We start from the raw sequence: 17640 nt of genomic DNA, 5'->3' as shown, positions 1-17640 counted from the left end.
CCCGAAACTACAGCGCGACAGGCAGCGGCACGGCAGCCTCAAGCAAACGGTTTTAGACGTTCTGTCAACGATTCTGTATTAAAACTAGATGCACTGTCAACGGGAGTTGCTTGCTACTACGATAATGGCATGTTTTCCAAAAATTCGTCACGAAAACACGGCTTTATCGTTGTATTTGGGCTACAAAACAACATACATATGCCTGTAGTCGGACTACAAATGCACTTTTTGGTCGCATTGGCAACGCCGCATGCACCAACTTGGTGCATCGCTTCGGCAAAGCCGTCGATGGCGTCCGACAAAATTCCACATGGACATGAAAATTTACTACAGAAAATCTGTACTTTGACTAGAAATCTTGAACCAGCGTCTGTTTGTACGCTACCAGCATTCCATAGTATTCTCGCAGCAACACAACCATGCGCGGCAACCCTCGAGTACCTGGTTTCGCATCGATTCTGTAGTCTGACTACCTGAAGACGAGCATGCGGCTGCCGGCGAAGAGACGCCCCACCTCCATGAGACACTTCTTCGCCACCCTGCTGGCCGCCGGCGCCGCCCTCGCTCCCTTCGCCGTCCAGGCCCAATCCGCCGCCCAGCCGCCGGCCATTGCCCACATGGAGCCGCCCTTCTGGTGGGCCGGCATGCAGCACAAGGGACTGCAGCTGATGGTGCATGGCGAGCGCATCGCCGACCTCGAGCCCAGCCTGGCCTACCGCGGCGTGCGCATCGCCTCGGTCACCCGCGTGCCCAGCAGGAACTACCTGTTCATCGACCTCGACATCGGCGAAGACGCCAGGCCGGGCAAGTTCGATATCGTGTTCAAGGGCGCCGGGCGCCAGGCCAGCTACGCCTACCAGCTGCTGGCGCGCGAACCGGGTTCGGCGCAGCGCACGGGCTTCAACAGCAGCGACGCGATCTACCAGGTGATGCCGGACCGCTTCGTCAACGGCGACCCGTCCAACGATTCGACCGCGGACACGCTGGAGAAGGCGAAGCGCGCGAACGGCTCCGGGCGCCATGGCGGCGACATCCAGGGCATCATCGACCGCCTCGACTACATCCAGGGCATGGGCTTCACCCAGCTGTGGCCGACGCCGCTGGTCGAGAACGACATGCCGGCCTATTCCTACCATGGCTACGCCGCCACCGACCATTACCGGATCGACCCGCGCTACGGCAGCAACGAGGACTTCCGCCGCCTGTCGAAAGAGGCGAAGCGGCGCGGCATCGGCCTGATCCAGGACGTGGTGCTGTCGCACATCGGCAGCGGGCACTGGTGGATGAAGGACCTGCCGACGCCGGACTGGATCAACTACGGCGGCAAGTTCGTGCCGACCCAGCACCACCGCACCGCCGTGCAGGATCCGTACGCATCGAAAGACGATGCCGACAACTTCACGCGCGGCTGGTTCGTCGAGAGCATGCCCGACCTGAACCAGTCCAACCCGCTGGTGGCGAATTACCTCATCCAGAACAACATCTGGTGGATCGAGTACGCCGGCCTGTCCGGGCTGCGCATCGACACCTTCGGCTATTCGGACGGCGCCTTCCTGTCCGAGTACACCCGGCGCCTGATGGCCGAATACCCGAAGCTGAACATGGTGGGCGAGGAATGGAGCAAGCTGGTGCCGGTGGTGGCGCGCTGGCAGCGCGGCAAGGACAACTTCGACGGCTACCGCGCCTCGACCCCGAGCCTGATGGACTTCCCGCTGGCCGAAGCGATGCGCACCGCGCTGGCGGCCAAGGGAGGCCATAACGTCTTCACCGACGTCTACGAGACGCTCTCGCTCGATTACCTGTATCCGGAGCCGGGCAAGCTGGTGCTGTTCGCGGACAACCACGACATGTCGCGCATCTGGAGCGTGGTCGGGGAGGACTTCGACCGCTACCGCATGGCCCAGGTCCTCCTGATGACGATGCCGCGCATCCCGCAGTTCTACGTCGGCGACGAGATCCTGATGACCAGCGCCACCAGGGAGCGCGACGACGTCAGCTACCGCAGCGATTTCCCCGGCGGCTGGGCGGGAGACAAGGTCGATGCCTTCAGCGGCAAGGGCTTGAGCAGCCGGCAGCGCGCGGCCCAGGAACTGGTGCGCAAGCTGGCCAACTGGCGCAAGGGCCAACCGGTCATCCATCACGGGAAGCTGATGCACTACGGCCCGCGCGACAATACCTGGGTCTACTTCCGCCATACGAACGACAAGAAGGTGCTGGTCGCCCTCAACAACAACCCGAAGGAGATGGTGCTCGACGTGCAGCGCTTCCGCGAGATGCTGGCCGGCGTCCCGGGCGGCGTCGACGTCCTGAGCGGCAAGCGCTTCGACCTGCGCCAGGAACTGCGCCTGCCGGCCGGGGCCAGCGTGATCCTGGAACTGGACGCGGCGCGATGACGCGCCGCGCAATGAAGACGGCCATGGCCGCCGCCGCCCTGCTCGCCTGCCTGGACGCGGGCGCGCAGGACAAGGAACTGTATGTCCGCGGCGCCTTCAACGGCTGGGGCACCGACAACCTCCTGGCCCACAAGGGCAAGGGCGTGTACCAGGCCGACATCCTGGTCAGCCCGGGCCGGCATGCGTTCAAGGTGGGCAGCCGCGACTGGGCCGATGAGTGGGTGGCCGACGCCAACAAGAGCGTGACGGTGGCGCCGGACACGTCCTACCGCCTGGAGACCCAGCCCGGCCCGGAAGACTACCTGTTCGTGCGCCAGACCGGCACCTACCGCTTCACGGTGGATGCCTCCGACCCGGCGGCGCCGACCCTGCGCGTGCTGCGCCTGGAAACGCCGCAGGCCGCCGCGGCGCCGGACCCGCATGCCGGCCGCGCGGCCGTCGCGGCGCTCGCCTGGCCCACCTGGGACGGCAAGCAGGAAAGCGCGCGCTTCTCTTCGCCCGATGCCGCGGCGCCGCTGCGCACCTATGCGCACTCGACCACCCTGAACCTGCGCGACCCGGGCCCGCAGCACAGCGAATACCGCGAACAGGCCGGGCTGCCGCGCATCCGCACCGGCAACCTGGCCTTCGATGCCTTGTTCGCGCTGGCCGGCGCCGAGATGCGCCTGGATTCGGTCAGCCAGATCCGCGACGGCAACTACAACGGCGGCGCCGCGATTCCCTGCGACTGCTTCGCCACCGGCGAGAAATGGCACTACGTGTGGACGCGCGACCTGTCGTATGCGGCCGACCTGGGCCTGGCCCTGCTGGACCCGCAGCGGGTGCGCAATTCGCTCGACTTCAAGCTGTCCGGCTGGCGCGCGGGCATCTCACTCGCCCCACAGGTGGCCGGCACCCCGGATGGGACGCAGATCGTGCAGGACACCGGCAGCGGCGGCAGCTGGCCGGTGAGCACCGACCGCGTCACCTGGGCCTTCGCGGCCGAGGAGACCCTGCGCGCCCTGCCCGCCGCCGAGCGTGCGCCGTTTGCGCGGCGCGCCCTGCGGGCCCTGGGCAACACCATCGAGAACGACCGCATTGCGGCCTTCGACCCGAAGACCGGCCTGTACATGGGCGAACAATCCTTCCTCGACTGGCGCGACCAGAGCTATGCGGCCTGGATCCCGGGCGAGCTGGCCGCGATGTCGACCTCGAAGTCGCTGTCGACCAACGTCGGCCACTACCAGGCCCTGGTGCTGGCCGCGAAGCTGGCGCGCGAACAAGGCGAGGCCGCGCGCGCCAAGCGCTACGCGGGCTGGGCGGCCGCGCTCAAGCAGGCCATCAACCGCGAGCTGTGGCTGGACGATGCCGGCATGTACAGCAGCCTGACGGCCGGCCATCTCGACGGCGCGCCACTGCACAAGTTCGACTGGCTCGGCCAGTCGCTCGCCATCGTCGCCGGAATCGCCGACGAGGGGCGCGCGGCGTCGATCCTGGCGCACTATCCGCACGGGCCGATGGGCGCCCCCGTCATCTGGCCCCAGCAGCCGGACATGCCGGTCTACCACAATCGCGCGCTGTGGCCTTTCGTGACGGGCTACGGCCTGCGTGCCGCCGCCCAGGCGAAGAACGTGGCGGTGGCCGACGCGGCCTACGATTCGCTGGTGCGCGGCGCGGCGCTGAACATGTCGAACATGGAGAACCTCGAGTGGCTGTCCGGCCAGCCGCTGCTGCTGGACGAAGCCAATCCGGCGCTGATCGGGCCGGTGATCAATTCGCGCCGCCAGCTGTGGTCGGTCGGCGCCTACCTGGGCATGGTGGTGGGCCAGGTCTTCGGCGTGTCGCTGCAGGACGACGCCCTGCTGCTGCGGCCCTTCGTCACCTCGACACTGCGGCGCCAGATGTTCGGCGCCACCGACGCCATTGCCCTGCACGAGCTGCGCCTGCACGGCAGGCGCATCGACCTGCGCATCCGCCTGCCCCAGGCGAGCCAGGACAACGGCTACTACCTGGTGGAGGACATCCTGGTCAACGGGCGGCGCCTCCAGGGCGAGCGCATCCCGCTGGCGCAGCTGGAACAGAACAACCAGGTCGAGATCGTGCTGGGCCGGCTGGTGCAGGGCAGGCAGGAGATCCGCCGCGTCGCTGGCGATCCGTATGCAAGCGGCGGCGCCACCTTCGGCCCGCGCGAGCCGGCCATCGTTGCCTTGCAAGGCGACGCCGGCGGCGTGCACCTGCGGATCGCCGCCGCCCAGGAAGCGCAAGCGGGAGTGGTCTACAGCGTGTACCGCGACGGCAAGCTGGTGGCCGACGGGCTGCCCGCCGGCAGCTGGACCGACCGCAGCGGAAACGCGTTCGCCTGCTATGCGGTGGAAGCGCGCTTCACCGCGACCGGCAACCGCAGCCACCACAGCGTGCCGCGCTGCGTCGACGGCGGCATCGAGATCGCCGTCAGCGATCCGCGCACCGTCTCCAGCATCAAGCCCGCTCCGGCGAATGCGCGCTTCGCTCCGGGTGACATCCATGTGCAGGGCTGGGGCCAGCCGGGCGACCGCTTCGCCGTCGAGCGCATCGACGTGCCGGCGGCCGGCAACTACCAGGTGCAGCTGCGCTACCACAATGCGGCGAACCAGGTGAACCTGGGGATCAGCGGCGGCGTGAAATGGCTGGCGCTGAAGGACGGTCGCGGCCGCATCGTGGCGCAGGGCGTGGTGCAATTACCGCACACGCCGCTGGCGAAGACCAACACGCCGACCGTGTATTCGACGCCGCTGGCGGCCAAGCTGCAGCGCGGCCGCTACCGCATCGAGATGAGCGACTTCTACAATATGAGCTATCTCGACAGCAACAGCAACTTCAGCGCGGCGGGCGGGCTCACCGGACCGTCGAACCGCTTCGACATCCATGGGCTGCGCCTGCTGAGAGTGAACGGACCTTAAGCGGCTTCCGCTTCGCCGGGGACCGGCCGCACTTCCTTGCGCGACGGTCCCTGCAGCATCAGCAGCAGGCGGCCTTCGAGCACGCGGAATTCCAGCGGCATCGCCATCGTGCTCACTTCGCCGTCGGCGGCGACCTTCATGCGCTTGCGCCCGTAGACCGAGGGCGTGCGCACCAGCAGGCGCTTGAAGGCAAAGGCTTCGACTTCCTCGTCGTCGCCCAGGCGTCCCACCAGGCCGCGCAGCAGCAGGCGCAGCAGGCCGAGCTTGCCCATCGGGCGCGGTGCGATGCCGACCAGCTGGCCGTCTTCCACCGCCTCGATCAGGCCGTCGCGCATCCCCACCTGTTCCAGCTGCAGGCGATTATTCCCCACAAATAAAGTGGTGGTGCGCAGGCGGCGCTCCTTGCCGTCGAGCTCGAGCGTGATGCGCAAGTGACGGTGCGGGCGCAAGGCAATCTTGATTGCTGAGAAGAATGCCACCACGCGGCTGCGCCCGTACTGGCGCTTGTCGTGCTCGCGCTCTTCGAGCAGCTTCGGATACAGGCCTACGCTGGCGTTCACGAGAAAGATCTTGTTGTTGAGCAACCCGACCTGCACGGCCTGCACCTTCGCGCGCAGCAGGGAATACACGGCCTCGGCCAGGTCCTCGGGAATCCCATGGGTGCGGCCGAAATAGTTGAAAGTTCCTTGCGGCAAAACGCCGAAGGGACAGCCGGCCAGCACCGCTTCGTGGGCGACGGTGTTGATGGTGCCGTCGCCGCCCGCGGCCACCAGGATGCCCTGCTCCGCAACCGCGCGGGCCGCCAGCTTGCGCGCCTTTGTGGCCAGCTCGGCCGGATCGTCGACCAGTTCCAGCACGCAGAGGCGGCCGGCGCCGGCCAGCACCGATTCGATGGTTGAACGGCGCAGCTCGGTCTCGGAATGGCCGGAGCCGGCATTGAGGACAATGAAGAACGGCGCGTCGGGGCGCGGCTCGGTGGTCGGCATCGATGGCTCGGTCGAAGGGTTGGTAAAAGGATGTGCAAGGCATCCTACCACCATCGTCCGCCGCGCCGCGGTGCGTTAGCGCTCCTCCGGCAGGTCCATGCGATACAGGTTCAGTTCCGGCTCGCCCGCCGCCAGCGCGCGCCGGCCTTCGAAGCGCATTCCCAGCCTGAGCAGCAAACCGATCGAGGCCGCGTTGCCCGGCGTGGTGATGGCCGCCAGGCGTGCGATGCCGAGCCTGCGCGCATGCGCCACCACCGCCTGCGCGGCTTCGAAGGCATAGCCCTGGCCGCGGTAGCGCGGCAGGAAGGCGTAGCCGATGTCGACGTCCTCGAGGGTTGCGCGCTTGACCAGTCCGGCCAGGCCGACCGGCACCGCGCCTGCCCCGCCCTCGCCGGGCAGCTCCACCAGGTACATCGAGTGGCCGCGCGTGCGCTGCATGGTCATCGGGCCGTCCTCGATCGACTTGACGGCGGCATCGAGGGTGCGCACGCCGCGGTCGCCGATATGCTCGATGAAGGCCGGGTCGTTGAGGATGTCGAGGTAGACGGCGGCGTCGCCCGCGCCCAGCAGGCGCAGGCGCAGGCGCCCGGTGCGGAGGATTTCGGAAGGATGCGCTCTCATGCATCCACCGTCGGCCAGTGGTCCGGGTCCTGCAGCATCTGGTACATGACGTAGGCGTCGACAAAGCCCAGGCGCTTGTGGCGGAAGGCCTTGGGCAGGGTGCCGACGATCGAGAAGCCGAGCTTCTTCCATAGCCGGATGGCGGCGGTGTTGGTGCTCACGACATAGTTGAACTGCATGGCCAGGTAGCCCTGGCGCCGCGCCTCGTCGAGGCAGTGCTCGCCGAGCAGGCGCCCGATGCCCGCGCCCTGCGCCGAGGGGCTGACCATGAAGGAGGCATTGGCCACGTGGTGGCCGCGCCCGAGCTGGTTCGGCACCAGCCGGTACATGCCGAGCAGGCGCGCGCCGCCGCTGGTCGCGACGAAGCTGGCCACGTCGGGGCCGAGCCAGTAGGCATGGCCGGCCTCGCGCGAGGTGGCGGTGGTGAACGGATAGGTTTCCCCGCTGGCGACGTGGGCGCAGAAGATGCTCCACATCGCATCGAAATCGTGCTCGCCGGCGGGGCGGATCTGGATGTCTTTCACGGCTGCTTGAGGGCGTTACCGAACTGGAAAGCGTTCTATTCTAGCCTCAAACGGCGCCGGATTTCACGAATCGTGCGCCCGGTTTTGCATTTTGATCGGGCCTTCAGTGCGCGCTTTGCGGCGGCATCCTGAAATTGGTGCTGGCCGGCCGTCCGGGCAGGTGCAGGGTCGCTTGCGCCCCTGGCGCCTCGGCCACCACCGCGCCGCGCCGCACCACCAGCTTGCGCGCCGCGCGCAGGCGGATCGCTTCCACCGTGGAGCCGGCATCCAGCAGCACCAGGTCGGCCTTGCAGCCCGGCTCCAGGCCATAGCCTTCCAGGCCGAGGATGCGCGCCGGGGTCTCGGTCACCGCCAGGAAGCACTGGTGCATCGCTTCCACGCCCGTCATCTGCGCCACGTGCAGTCCCATGTGCGCCACTTCCAGCATGTCGCCCGAACCCATGCCGTACCAGGGATCGAGCACGCAGTCGTGGCCGAAGGCGACGTCGACGCCGGCCGCGAGCAGCTCCGGCACCCGCGTCATGCCGCGCCGCTTCGGATAGCTGTCGTGGCGGCCCTGCAGGGTGATGTTGATCAGGGGGTTGGCGATCGCCGCGACCCCGCTTTCCGCGATCAGGGGCAGCAGCTTGCTCACGTAATAATTGTCCATCGAGTGCATCGAGGTCAGGTGCGAACCGGCCACCAGGCCCTGCATGCCGAGGCGCTGGGTGTGGTAGGCCAGGGTCTCGATGTGGCGCGACATCGGATCGTCGGTCTCGTCGCAGTGCATGTCCACCCGCCGGTCCTGCTGCGCCGCGTACTCGCACAGCAGGCGGATCGATTCGGCGCCGTCCGCCATGGTACGCTCGAAGTGCGGGATGCCGCCGACCACGTCGACGCCCATCGCGATGGCGCGCTTCAGGTTGTCGAAGGCGCCGGGGCTGCGCAGCAGGCCGTCCTGCGGGAAGGCCACCAGCTGCAGGTCGAGATAGGGCGCGACCTGCTGCTTCACTTCCAGCAGCGCCTCGACGGCCAGCAGGCGGTCGTCGCAGATGTCCACGTGGGTGCGGATCGCCAGCAGCCCGCGCGCCACGGCCCAGTCGCAATAGCGCAGCGCACGCTCGACGATGGCGTCCTGCGCCAGCTGCGGCTTGAGCTCTCCCCACAGGCGGATTCCTTCCAGCAGGGTGCCGCTGCGGTTCACCCGCGGCATGCCATAGCTGAGGGTGGAGTCCATGTGGAAGTGCGCATCCACGAAGGGCGGGCTGACCAGGTCGCCGTCGGCATCGATCTCGCGCGCACCCTGCGCCGCCAGCCGCTTTTCCACGGCGGCGATGTGTTCGCCGTTGATGCCGATGTCGATGTCGCGGCTGCCGTCCGGCAGGGTGGCGTTGCGAATCACGAGATCCATGCGCGCTCCTCCTTTTGTTTCTTTGATTGTAACCATTTCTTGTCGGATCAGATGGTTGAGCAAGTTTATTGATGCAGGTAATGCTGCATCGCAATATTTCATTAATTAAAGAACACAAGAAGTGGTTGGCAATATGGGCCTTTCATGGCTACACTAGACGATATTGCAGTGCGCCATAAATGACTGACAAGGAAACCTCATGAATTTACTCAGCGACCAGTTTTCCCAGTTTTCCGCAGTACGCAAGACCCAGTTCGACGCGCAGTTCGATTTCTTCAACTCCATGACCACCCACGCGCTGGAAAGCGCCGGCCGCCTGGCCGCCCTTAACCTGGCGGTATCGCGCGACTCGGTCCAGCGTTCGCTGGGCGCCTCGTTTGCCCTGATGAATTCGCGCGATCCGCGCGACGTGCTCAGCCTGGGCGGGCAGGCCGAGGAACAGATGCGCAGCCTGTTCGCCTATGGCCGCGAACTGCTCGGCATCGCCGGCGGCATGCGGCCGTATGCCCCGCGTCCGGCGGCGCTGGCGCAAGCGCAGGCATCCCGGCTGCTGATCGACACGGTGGACGTGGTCGAGCGCAGCGTGGCCGACCTTGTAGCCGACACCGCGCCGGCCCTTGCCGCGCCGTTAGAGGCAGCTGCCGCCACCGACTCTGCCCTCGAATCCGTTGCCGAGCCAAGCAGCGACGCCGCTTCCGCCGCCGACCCCGCTGCCGCCATCCTGGCGGCAATCGCGCCGGCCGACGAGCCCGTCGTGGTCGCCGAACCGGCTCCAGCACCCGAGTTGCTGGCCGCTGCCGAACCGGTGCCGGTTGCCGAACCGAAAGCCATTGCCAAAGCTGCCGGCAAGGGCACGGCGCGCGCGGGGGCTGTCCCCCATCCGGCCGCGGCGCCCGTCGCTGCAAGCGCCACCGACGAGGGCGCGGCCCCGAAGATCGTCATGCCGCAGGGTGCCCCCAAGCGCAAGAAATAAGCACTGCACGGCGCGCCTGCGCCTGATTGGCAAAGCGACTACACTAGCGGGCTTCGGCCCGCTTTTGTTTTTTCGGGCGCACAATCTCCAAGGAAACTGCATGAGTCTTGCAAGGCTGATCGGCGGCTTTGTCCGCCGACATTGGCATGCCTATGTCTCGTCGGCCTTCATGCTGGCCGGCGTGGCCATCTGCACGGTATTGATTCCGCGCAAGGTCGGCGCCCTGATCGACGGCCTCGCCGCGCACCGCCTGGACCAGCACGCGCTGCTGCTCGGCCTGGCCCAGCTGCTCGGCCTGGGCGTGGCCATCTATGTGCTGCGGGTCGGCTGGCGCATCCGCCTGTATTCGGCCGCCTACAACCTGGGCGTCGAACTGCGCACGCGCCTGTACGCGCGCCTCGCCGCGCAGGGACCGGCCTTCTACCAGCGCCAGCGTACCGGCGACCTGATGGCGCTGGCCACCAACGACATCGACGCCATCGAGATGGCGGCCGGCGAAGCCATGCTGGCCGGCTTCGACGGCACCCTCACCCTGGTCATGGTGCTGGGCATCATGACGCTCGGCGTCGACGCGCGCCTGGCCGCGATCGCCCTGCTGCCTTTCCCGTTGATGGCCTTCGCCTTCTGGCGCATCTCGGCCCACATCCACACGGCGGAAGGCGACGCCCTCAAGCGCTTCTCGGCCCTGAACGACCACGTGCAGGAGTCGCTGTCGGGCGTGCGCACCCTGCGCGCCCTCGGCCTAGAGGCGCGCAGCGCCGCCCAGTTCAGCGAACTGACCGGCAAGGCCGCCGACGCCAGCCTCAGTGCGCAGCGCTGGGAAGCCGCCTACGAACCGGCGGTCGGCCTGACCCTGACCGCCGCCACCGGCCTGACCCTGGGCCTGGGCGGCTACCTGGTCTGGAACCAGGAGCTGACCGTGGGCGCGCTCACCAGCTTCTCGATGTACCTGGGCCAGCTGATCTGGCCGATGTTCGCGGCCGGCTGGGTGCTGTCGCTGGTCGAGCGCGGACGCGCCGGCCTGGCGCGCCTGCAGCCGCTGCTCAACATGCCGCTCACGGTCGAGGACAAGGGCACGCTGGAGCACATCGGACGCGGCACGCTGGCGCTCCACGACGTCAGCTTCGCCTACCGCGACGCGGAGCGCCCCGCGCTCGACGGCGTGTCGGTGCGGCTGGAGCCGGGCCAGACCCTGGGCCTGGTCGGCCCGACCGGCGCCGGCAAGTCGACGCTGCTGCGGGTGCTGCTGCGCCAGGCCACGCCGCAGCGCGGCACGGTCAGCTGGGCCGGCCATCCGCTGGACAGCTACCGGCTGGAGGCGCTGCGCGCGGCCATGAGCTGGGTGCCGCAGGAATCCTTCCTGTTTTCAAGCACCATCGCCGAGAACATCGCCCTGGCGCGCCCGGGCGCCTCGCGCGCCGAGATCGAAGAAGCGGCGAAGATGGCCTCGATCCACGACGACATCCTGCGCTTCCCTTACGGCTACGACACGCCGGTGGGCGAAAAAGGCATCACGCTTTCGGGCGGCCAGCGCCAGCGCGTCGCGATCGCGCGCGCCCTGCTGGCCGACAGCGCCCTGCTGCTGCTCGACGACGCCTTGTCGGCGGTGGACACCGGCACCGAGACCCGCATCCTCGAACACCTGGACGAACTGCGTGCAGCCCGTCCGGAACGCGCCGCCATCATCGCCAGCCACCGGCTGTCGGCCGTGGCCGGGGCCGACCGCATCGTGGTGCTGCGCGACGGCCGCATTACCGAATCGGGCACCCACGACGAACTCTTGCAGCTCGACGGCTGGTATGCCAGCCAGTGGCGCTACCAACAACTGGAGGCCAGCATTGACGCAGCCTGACACCACGCTCGAACAGGGCGCAATGCAAGGGACAATGCCAGGAGCAATGCGGGCCCAGGCCGCGCAGGCGGCGTGCCTGCTGCGGCGCGCGGCCGATCCGGAGCGCCGCCACCTGTACTGGGCCACGCTGTGGCTGGCCATCGCCGCCGGCCTCGAAGTCATCGGCCCGCTGCTGGGCAAGGCCCTGATCGACGACCACCTCCTGACCCGCAACCTGGACTGGACCCGCATGTCGCTGCTGCTGGGCGGCCTGGTCGTCACCGGCTGGGCGTCGTCCTGGATCCGCTACCTGCAGCTGATCCGCCTGTCCGGCCTGGCGATGCGCTCGGTGCGACGCCTGCGCGAATGGGTCTACGGCCACGTGCTGCGCCTGCCGATGGCGTTTTTCGATCGCGCCATCACCGGCCAGCTGGTCAGCCGCGTGACCAACGACACCGAGGCCGTCAAGACGCTCTACATCCAGGTGCTGTTCGTGATGCTCGATTCGAGCATCGTGCTGGTCGGCACCCTGGCGGCGATGGCCTGGCTCGACTGGCGCCTGATGCTGGTGGTGCTGGCGCTGGTGCCGGCCGTGGTCGGCATCGTCTGGCTGTACCAGCGCCTGTCGGCCCCGGCCGTGACCCGCGCGCGCGCCCTGCGCAGCGACATCAACGGCCAGATGGCCGAGTCGATCGGCGGCATGAGCGTCCTGCAGGCCAGCAATGCCCAGCTGCGCTTCGGCGAGCGCTTCCTGCACACCAACCGCGCGCACCGCAAGGCGCGCCTGGCCGAGTTGAAGGCGAACGCCTTCCTGCTGCGTCCGGCACTGGACCTGCTCAACGTGGTGCTGCTGACCATCGTGATCTTCGGCTTCGGACAGCGCCAGATGAATGCGGTGGAAGTGGGCGTGCTGTACGCCTTCATCAGCTACATCGCGCGGGTGGTCGAGCCGCTCATCCAGATCACGATGCAGTTCAGCGGCCTGCAGCAGGCGGTGGTGGCGACTGCGCGCGTGTCGCAGCTGCTGGACGAAACCGGCGCCGCCGAGCACGCCGTGGGCCGCATCGGCAACGAGGCGCCCTTCGACCCGCAGGCGCCGGCGGTGCGCGTGCGCAAGGTGAATTTCGGCTACGTGGAGGGCCAGCGCGTGCTGCACGAGCTGTCGCTCGACGTCCCTCAGGGCGCCTTCTTCGGCATCGTCGGCCACACCGGCAGCGGCAAGTCGACCCTGCTCTCGCTGCTGCTGCGCTACTACACGGCGGAGCAAGGCAGCATCGAGATCGGCGGCCTGCCGCTCGCCTCGATCGGCAACGAGCGCTTCCGCAACGAAGTGGGCCTGGTGCCCCAGGATCCGTTCATCCTGGCCGCGACGGCGCGCGAGAACATCGACATGGGGCGCGGCCTGCCGCTCGAGCGCATCGAGGCGGCCGCGCGCGCCGCCCACGCGCACGGCTTTATCGCGGCGCTGGAACAGGGCTACGAGACCCAGCTGGGCGAAGGCGGCTCGCGCCTGTCTTCGGGGCAGAAGCAACTGGTGGCGATTGCCCGCGCGCTGGCCGGCGAGCCGCGCATCCTGCTGCTGGACGAGGCGACTTCGCGCATCGACAGCGCCACCGAGCAGATCGTGCAGGAGGCGCTGGAGGAGTTGCGCGGCAAGGTGACGATCATCGCGATCGCGCACCGCCTGTCGACCATCCGCGCGGCCGACCGCATCGTCGTGCTGAACCACGGCCGCATTACGGAAACCGGTTCGCACGAGCAGCTGATGCGCATCGAGGGCGGGCTGTACCAGCGCCTGTACCTGCTGCAGCAGATCGCGCTGTAGTTCGTCGGCCTACTGCGGCGGCGCCAGGCCCTGGCGTCGCCGCGCCGGACATCCCGCACTACCCTGGCCGCCACCTGGTCGATCGCGGCATAGTGTTCGCCCAGCCCCTGCTGCAGGGCGGCGGGAATGCTGTCCGCGCACCAGCCCTGCTGCACGCACAACTCCAGGGTGCGTATCCCACCCGCCCCGCAGTCTGCGCCCAGGCGGCAAGCCACCAGCATGGTGCCGAAAGGGACGCCGCGCGCGGTCGAGTCGCGTTCCCTGGACGCCGCCGGGATGCCGGCACTGACGGCCGATGCGACCAGCGAGGCGATGACTTCCGGATTGCCCTGGTCGAAGGCTGCGCGCAGCACCGCCGCCCGGCCCTCGACGCCATCGGCAGCCAGGTAATCGAACATGCTGCCCAGCAGCGCGTCGGCGCTGAATGCCAGGCCCCGGGTCGCGTGCAGCTCGCGCTCCGCGTCTTCCAGTCCCTGCGGGGTGAAGTCGCAGCGCTCGCGCAGCTGCGCGGCCGCTTCCCGGCGTGGCGCAGGCAGGTCCGGAGCGGCCCGCATGGCAAGCCTGCAGGCCTGCAGGGCGTTCATCGCATAGTAGAAGGCGCCTTCGCCGGGATGGCGCATGGCCTGGTAGAAGAACACGCGCAGGCTCGGCGCACGGACGAATTTGGCGTGCATGTCGCGCCACGACCCCACGCCATGTTCCGGCGCGGCCGGCACAGCAGCGGCAGGCCTGGCGGCGGGTGGCGCCGGCGCGGCCGGCGAAACGGAAACCGGCGCGATGGCACGCGCCGCGGGAACGGCGCTGCGTCCCTGTTCCGGCGTCGGAATGGTGAGCGCCACGCCGCCTGCAAGCAGGCCGCTGAGTACGATACCGATGGCGATCTCACGAATCCGCATGTTGCCGGCAGCTGGTTGGGTTGCCGGAATCTTATCAGGCGCGCGGAGTCAGGTACGCATCCAGTTGAAGCAGCCGGCCGGCACCCCTGCCCCACTCACCAGCAACGCGCCGTGCCGGTAGAAACCCCAGCGGCGTTCTTCGGCGACGGCCACCACCACCACGCCCATCGCGCGGTCGCTCCAGACCAGGCGCGCGTCCAGCGCATCGAGCGCGGCGAATACCTCGCGCGGCCCGGCGCCGGGGTGGAAGACCACGGTGGCAAAGCCGCTCTGCGCCGGCGGCACCAGGGCCCAGGCGCCGGCGCCGGAGGTGAGCGCCACCAGCGCCAGCATCGCGGCCGAACCGCGCAGGCCGGCGCCGCCGTCCTTGCGCCGCAGGCGCAGGCCCAGCAAGATCGGCAGGACGCCGAACAGCGCCAGCCACAGCAGGTCCCAGAACAGCGGCTTGTCGCTGTCGATGCGGATGCGGTGGATCTGCAGCAGCCAGTGCGACAACAGCGTGTCGAGCACGTGCCAGCTGCCGAAACCGACCAGCGCCGCCCCCACCAGCGGCCAACAGCAGGATGCCGTCGAAGAAGCCGCCCAGCGCGAAACCGAGTACGGCGCCCCAGCGGAACCACGGTGTTTTCCACATCGCATCACCTCGCGTCGGAGCAGGACCGGGCCAAGTATAGCCCGCCCCCTACGGCGCGCCTGCACCGTTCGCACGGGCGCGCATTGCGCCGGCTGGCCGCGAAGAATGCGTCTTGCCGATCAGAAGCCTGTGTCATTTCTGTGACAATTGAAGAGAAAGTGAATTTCTCTTTTGCAACAGGCATATAATTAGTTAACACAAGCGCGATACCAACGGATGTGATCTTGCCGGCGTTCTGAGACTCTCATGTTCCCTCACCTACCCCGCACACTGGCGCGCGCACGCGGCATCGCGCTCGCCGCGGCGCTCTGCATTGCATCCGCCGCGGCTGCCGGCCAGAATAGCGTGGCGGCGAGCGGGAACCTGCCGCTGGGCGAGCGCCTGACACAGATCCGCGAGCTCAACAAGTACGTGCCGGAACGCGCCCTGCCGATGCTGCTCGCGATCGAGGGAGAAGGCCGTGCAGCGCCGCTGCCGGAGCGCCTCGAGTTCCTCAACCAGCTGGCCAGCGGCTACGAAGGCGTGGGCAAGCTCGATGCAGCCAGCGTCGTGGCGGACGAACTGGTGGCCCTCGGCCGCAAGCACCACAACAATGTCGCGCTGGCCAAGGGATTGCTGCGCAAGGCCTACATCGCCTACCGCCGCTCGGAACTGGCCGAGTCGCACCGCCTGGCCTGGGAAGCCGAGCGCCTGGCCGCCGCCACCGACGACATCGAGCTGAAGGTGCGCGCCACCATCTCCTCGGGCGATTCCTTCACCGAAGAAGGCAACTTCCCGAAAGCGCTGGAGCGCCTGCAGGCAGCTGCGGCGCTGGCGCGCCAGCATGGCGACCCCACCCAGATCGTCATGTCGCTCAATGCGCTGATCGGCCTGTACCAGCGGATGCGCGAATACGACAAGGGTTTCGAAGCGCTGGCCGAGGCCGTCGAGGCGGCGCAAAAGACCCGCTCCCCCGGGCGCATGTCGACCCTGAAGCACGCGGAATACGGCCTGGCGGCCGCCACCGGCCAGTACGGGCGCGGCCTGAAGGCGCTGCAGGAGAGCCTGGCGATCGAGCGCCGCATCGGGGCCGAATCGATGGCCGCCTATACGCTGGCGAACCTGTCGGACTGCTACCTCAAGCTGCGCGACTACCGCAATGCCGCGATCTACGCCGAGCAGGCGATCTCGGCGGCGCGCGCACTGAACGACGCCGGCCTGGAAGCGACCGCGCGCCTGAACCTGGGCCAGGCCTACCTGGCCCTGGGCCGCCTGGCGGAAGGCAAGCGCCATATCGAAGCCGGCATGTCGGCCTACGAGAACCTGGGCGACCGGCCGCAACTGCAAGCCGTGCTGGTCGAATACGGCCAGGCGCTCGAACGCGCCGGCGACCTGCCGGGCGCGCTGCGGGCCTACCACCGCGAACGCAAGATCTCGAACGAGCTGTTCGAAAAACGCCGCCAGCGTGCAGTGCTCGACTTGCAGGAAAAATACGCAACCGAAAAGAAGCAGCGCGAGATCGAGCTGCTGCGCAGCGAGAACGAGGTCAACCGCCTGCAGCAGCGTGTCTGGTGGCTGCTGGCGGCAGTGTTCGCGCTGGCCTCGGCCGTGGTCGGCCTGCTGTATCGCAAGGTGCGCCAGGCCAACGCCAAGCTGTCCGAGAAGAACAAGGAGCTCAAGCAGCAGAGCGTGCGCGACCCCTTGACCGGGCTGTACAACCGCCGCCACTTCCTCGAGTACATGCACAGCACGCCGCAGCCGGAAGCGCAGGCCGCCGGCGCGGCGCGCGATCAATGCGGCGCCTTGTTCCTGCTCGACGTCGACCACTTCAAGCACATCAACGATACCTGGGGCCATGCGGCCGGCGACGCGGTCCTGACCGCGATTGCCGCCAGCCTGCGCGAGATCCTGCGCGAGACCGACATGATCGTGCGCTGGGGCGGCGAGGAATTCCTCGCCTTCCTGCCGAGCATGCCCCGCGCGGAACTGGACGAGGTGGCGCGCCGGATCCTGGCCGGCATTTCGGCGGTGCGGATCGCCCACGGCGGCCAGACCCTGGGCGTGAACGTGTCGATCGGCTTCGCGCCCTTCCCGCTCGCCTGTGGCGCGCAGGTCTTGCCGTGGGAGCGCGCGGTCAACCTGGTGGACATGGCGCTGTACCTGGCCAAGGCGCACGGCCGCAACCGCGCCTACGGCGTGCAGGGCTTCGGCGACCCGGCCGAGGTGTGCATGGAAGAGATCGAGCAGAACCTCGAGGGCGCCTGGCGCGCCGGCAAGGTGCAGCTGTCGGTGGTGCTGGGGAGCCAGCCGGATCTACGGGCCAGCGCCTGATGAAGTTGCAGGGCGGACGCTGCTAGTCGACCGCGTCCTGGATCTTCTCGCCGGCGTCCTCCACCTTCTTGCCGACTTCCTCGGTGGCCCGCTTCAGGCCGCCCTTGGCGTCCTTCGTGGCATCCTTGATCTTGTCGCGCGCTTCGTCGGCGGCGCGGTCGGCCTTGGCCAGCTCGCTGTCCAGCTGGCGCGAGACCTTCGCGCCGGCGTCGTCGAGCGCCTTGCCGGCGCGCTGGGCCGGTCCCATCGCTTCCTCGTCACGGCTGCAGCCTGCCAGTGCGGCAAGCAGCAGCAGCGTGCCCAACATGCTCGTCTTCATGTCGACTCCTGGCAGTCTGC

General features: G+C 68.2%; 12 protein-coding genes. 6 read left to right on the top strand and 6 right to left on the bottom strand.

Features of this window, described 5'->3' with window-relative positions; translation table 11 throughout:
• Nucleotides 1-518 precede the first annotated feature (518 nt).
• Together AB3347_RS23515 and AB3347_RS23510 are read left to right on the top strand one after the other, a co-directional pair.
• Complete coding sequence (locus tag AB3347_RS23515) at nt 519-2393, top strand: glycoside hydrolase family 13 protein (protein WP_369094138.1); 1875 nt, start codon at nt 519-521, stop codon at nt 2391-2393.
• Nucleotides 2390-5311 (top strand): esterase, encoded by a 2922-nt coding sequence (locus tag AB3347_RS23510; protein ID WP_369094137.1) that lies wholly within the window; start codon nt 2390-2392, stop codon nt 5309-5311. Before AB3347_RS23515 ends, AB3347_RS23510 begins: the two co-directional genes overlap by 4 nt.
• Here the strand turns inward: AB3347_RS23510 and AB3347_RS23505 are convergent.
• The 4 genes from AB3347_RS23505 to AB3347_RS23490 all read right to left on the bottom strand — a co-directional run bounded on the left by AB3347_RS23505 (nt 5308) and on the right by AB3347_RS23490 (nt 8832).
• Entirely contained in the window at nt 5308-6297 is a 990-nt protein-coding gene (locus AB3347_RS23505; RefSeq protein WP_369094136.1) for a diacylglycerol kinase family protein, read from the bottom strand. The two genes, AB3347_RS23510 and AB3347_RS23505, sit on opposite strands and share 4 nt — an antisense overlap.
• 75 nt (nt 6298-6372) lie before the next feature.
• Nucleotides 6373-6918 carry a GNAT family N-acetyltransferase gene (locus tag AB3347_RS23500; protein WP_369094135.1) on the bottom strand — a complete coding sequence of 182 codons (546 nt, stop codon included), beginning with the start codon at nt 6916-6918 and terminating at the stop codon, nt 6373-6375.
• Nucleotides 6915-7442, bottom strand: coding sequence for an N-acetyltransferase family protein (locus tag AB3347_RS23495; RefSeq protein WP_369094134.1), 528 nt, complete (start codon nt 7440-7442; stop codon nt 6915-6917). Before AB3347_RS23495 ends, AB3347_RS23500 begins: the two co-directional genes overlap by 4 nt.
• A 103-nt stretch (nt 7443-7545) precedes the next feature.
• Entirely contained in the window at nt 7546-8832 is a 1287-nt protein-coding gene (locus AB3347_RS23490) for an amidohydrolase family protein (RefSeq protein WP_369094133.1), read from the bottom strand.
• Between the two features lie 199 nt (nt 8833-9031).
• On the opposite strand from AB3347_RS23490, the gene AB3347_RS23485 reads away from it, so the two are divergent.
• The 3 genes from AB3347_RS23485 to AB3347_RS23475 all read left to right on the top strand — a co-directional run bounded on the left by AB3347_RS23485 (nt 9032) and on the right by AB3347_RS23475 (nt 13461).
• Entirely contained in the window at nt 9032-9805 is a 774-nt protein-coding gene (locus AB3347_RS23485; protein WP_369094132.1) for a phasin family protein, read from the top strand.
• Nucleotides 9806-9905: 100 nt separating this feature from the next.
• A complete protein-coding gene (locus AB3347_RS23480; RefSeq protein ID WP_369094131.1) occupies nt 9906-11657 on the top strand; it encodes an ABC transporter ATP-binding protein in 1752 nt (583 codons plus the stop codon).
• Between the two features lie 46 nt (nt 11658-11703).
• Entirely contained in the window at nt 11704-13461 is a 1758-nt protein-coding gene (locus tag AB3347_RS23475) for an ABC transporter ATP-binding protein (RefSeq protein WP_369094167.1), read from the top strand.
• Nucleotides 13462-14405: 944 nt separating this feature from the next.
• On the opposite strand, the gene AB3347_RS23470 is transcribed toward AB3347_RS23475, so the two are convergent.
• A complete protein-coding gene (locus AB3347_RS23470) occupies nt 14406-14903 on the bottom strand; it encodes a DUF2243 domain-containing protein (RefSeq protein ID WP_369094130.1) in 498 nt (165 codons plus the stop codon).
• Nucleotides 14904-15237: 334 nt separating this feature from the next.
• Between AB3347_RS23470 and AB3347_RS23465 the strand changes: the two genes are divergently transcribed.
• Entirely contained in the window at nt 15238-17301 is a 2064-nt protein-coding gene (locus tag AB3347_RS23465) for a diguanylate cyclase (RefSeq protein WP_369094129.1), read from the top strand.
• A 22-nt stretch (nt 17302-17323) separates the two neighbouring features.
• Here the strand turns inward: AB3347_RS23465 and AB3347_RS23460 are convergent, their stop codons facing one another.
• Nucleotides 17324-17620 carry a hypothetical protein gene (locus AB3347_RS23460; RefSeq protein ID WP_369094128.1) on the bottom strand — a complete coding sequence of 99 codons (297 nt, stop codon included), beginning with the start codon at nt 17618-17620 and terminating at the stop codon, nt 17324-17326.
• Nucleotides 17621-17640: the final 20 nt, after the last annotated feature.

Source organism: Massilia sp. X63, assembly GCF_041023745.1.
Lineage (GTDB): Bacteria > Pseudomonadota > Gammaproteobacteria > Burkholderiales > Burkholderiaceae_D > Telluria.
Note: the sequence above shows the minus strand (reverse complement) of the source record. Positions and strands in the feature narration are given on the sequence as shown.

Bases quoted from the DNA above. Each gene is read 5' to 3' on its own strand.
- AB3347_RS23505 (WP_369094136.1), bottom strand. From the start codon at position 6,297: ATGCCGACCACCGAGCCGCGCCCCGACGCGCCGTTCTTCATTGTCCTC.
- AB3347_RS23510 (WP_369094137.1), top strand. From the start codon at position 2,390: ATGACGCGCCGCGCAATGAAGACGGCCATGGCCGCCGCCGCCCTGCTC.
- AB3347_RS23500 (WP_369094135.1), bottom strand. From the start codon at position 6,918: ATGAGAGCGCATCCTTCCGAAATCCTCCGCACCGGGCGCCTGCGCCTG.
- AB3347_RS23475 (WP_369094167.1), top strand. From the start codon at position 11,704: ATGCGGGCCCAGGCCGCGCAGGCGGCGTGCCTGCTGCGGCGCGCGGCC.
- AB3347_RS23515 (WP_369094138.1), top strand. From the start codon at position 519: ATGAGACACTTCTTCGCCACCCTGCTGGCCGCCGGCGCCGCCCTCGCT.
- AB3347_RS23465 (WP_369094129.1), top strand. From the start codon at position 15,238: ATGTTCCCTCACCTACCCCGCACACTGGCGCGCGCACGCGGCATCGCG.
- AB3347_RS23460 (WP_369094128.1), bottom strand. From the start codon at position 17,620: ATGAAGACGAGCATGTTGGGCACGCTGCTGCTGCTTGCCGCACTGGCA.
- AB3347_RS23485 (WP_369094132.1), top strand. From the start codon at position 9,032: ATGAATTTACTCAGCGACCAGTTTTCCCAGTTTTCCGCAGTACGCAAG.
- AB3347_RS23490 (WP_369094133.1), bottom strand. From the start codon at position 8,832: ATGGATCTCGTGATTCGCAACGCCACCCTGCCGGACGGCAGCCGCGAC.
- AB3347_RS23480 (WP_369094131.1), top strand. From the start codon at position 9,906: ATGAGTCTTGCAAGGCTGATCGGCGGCTTTGTCCGCCGACATTGGCAT.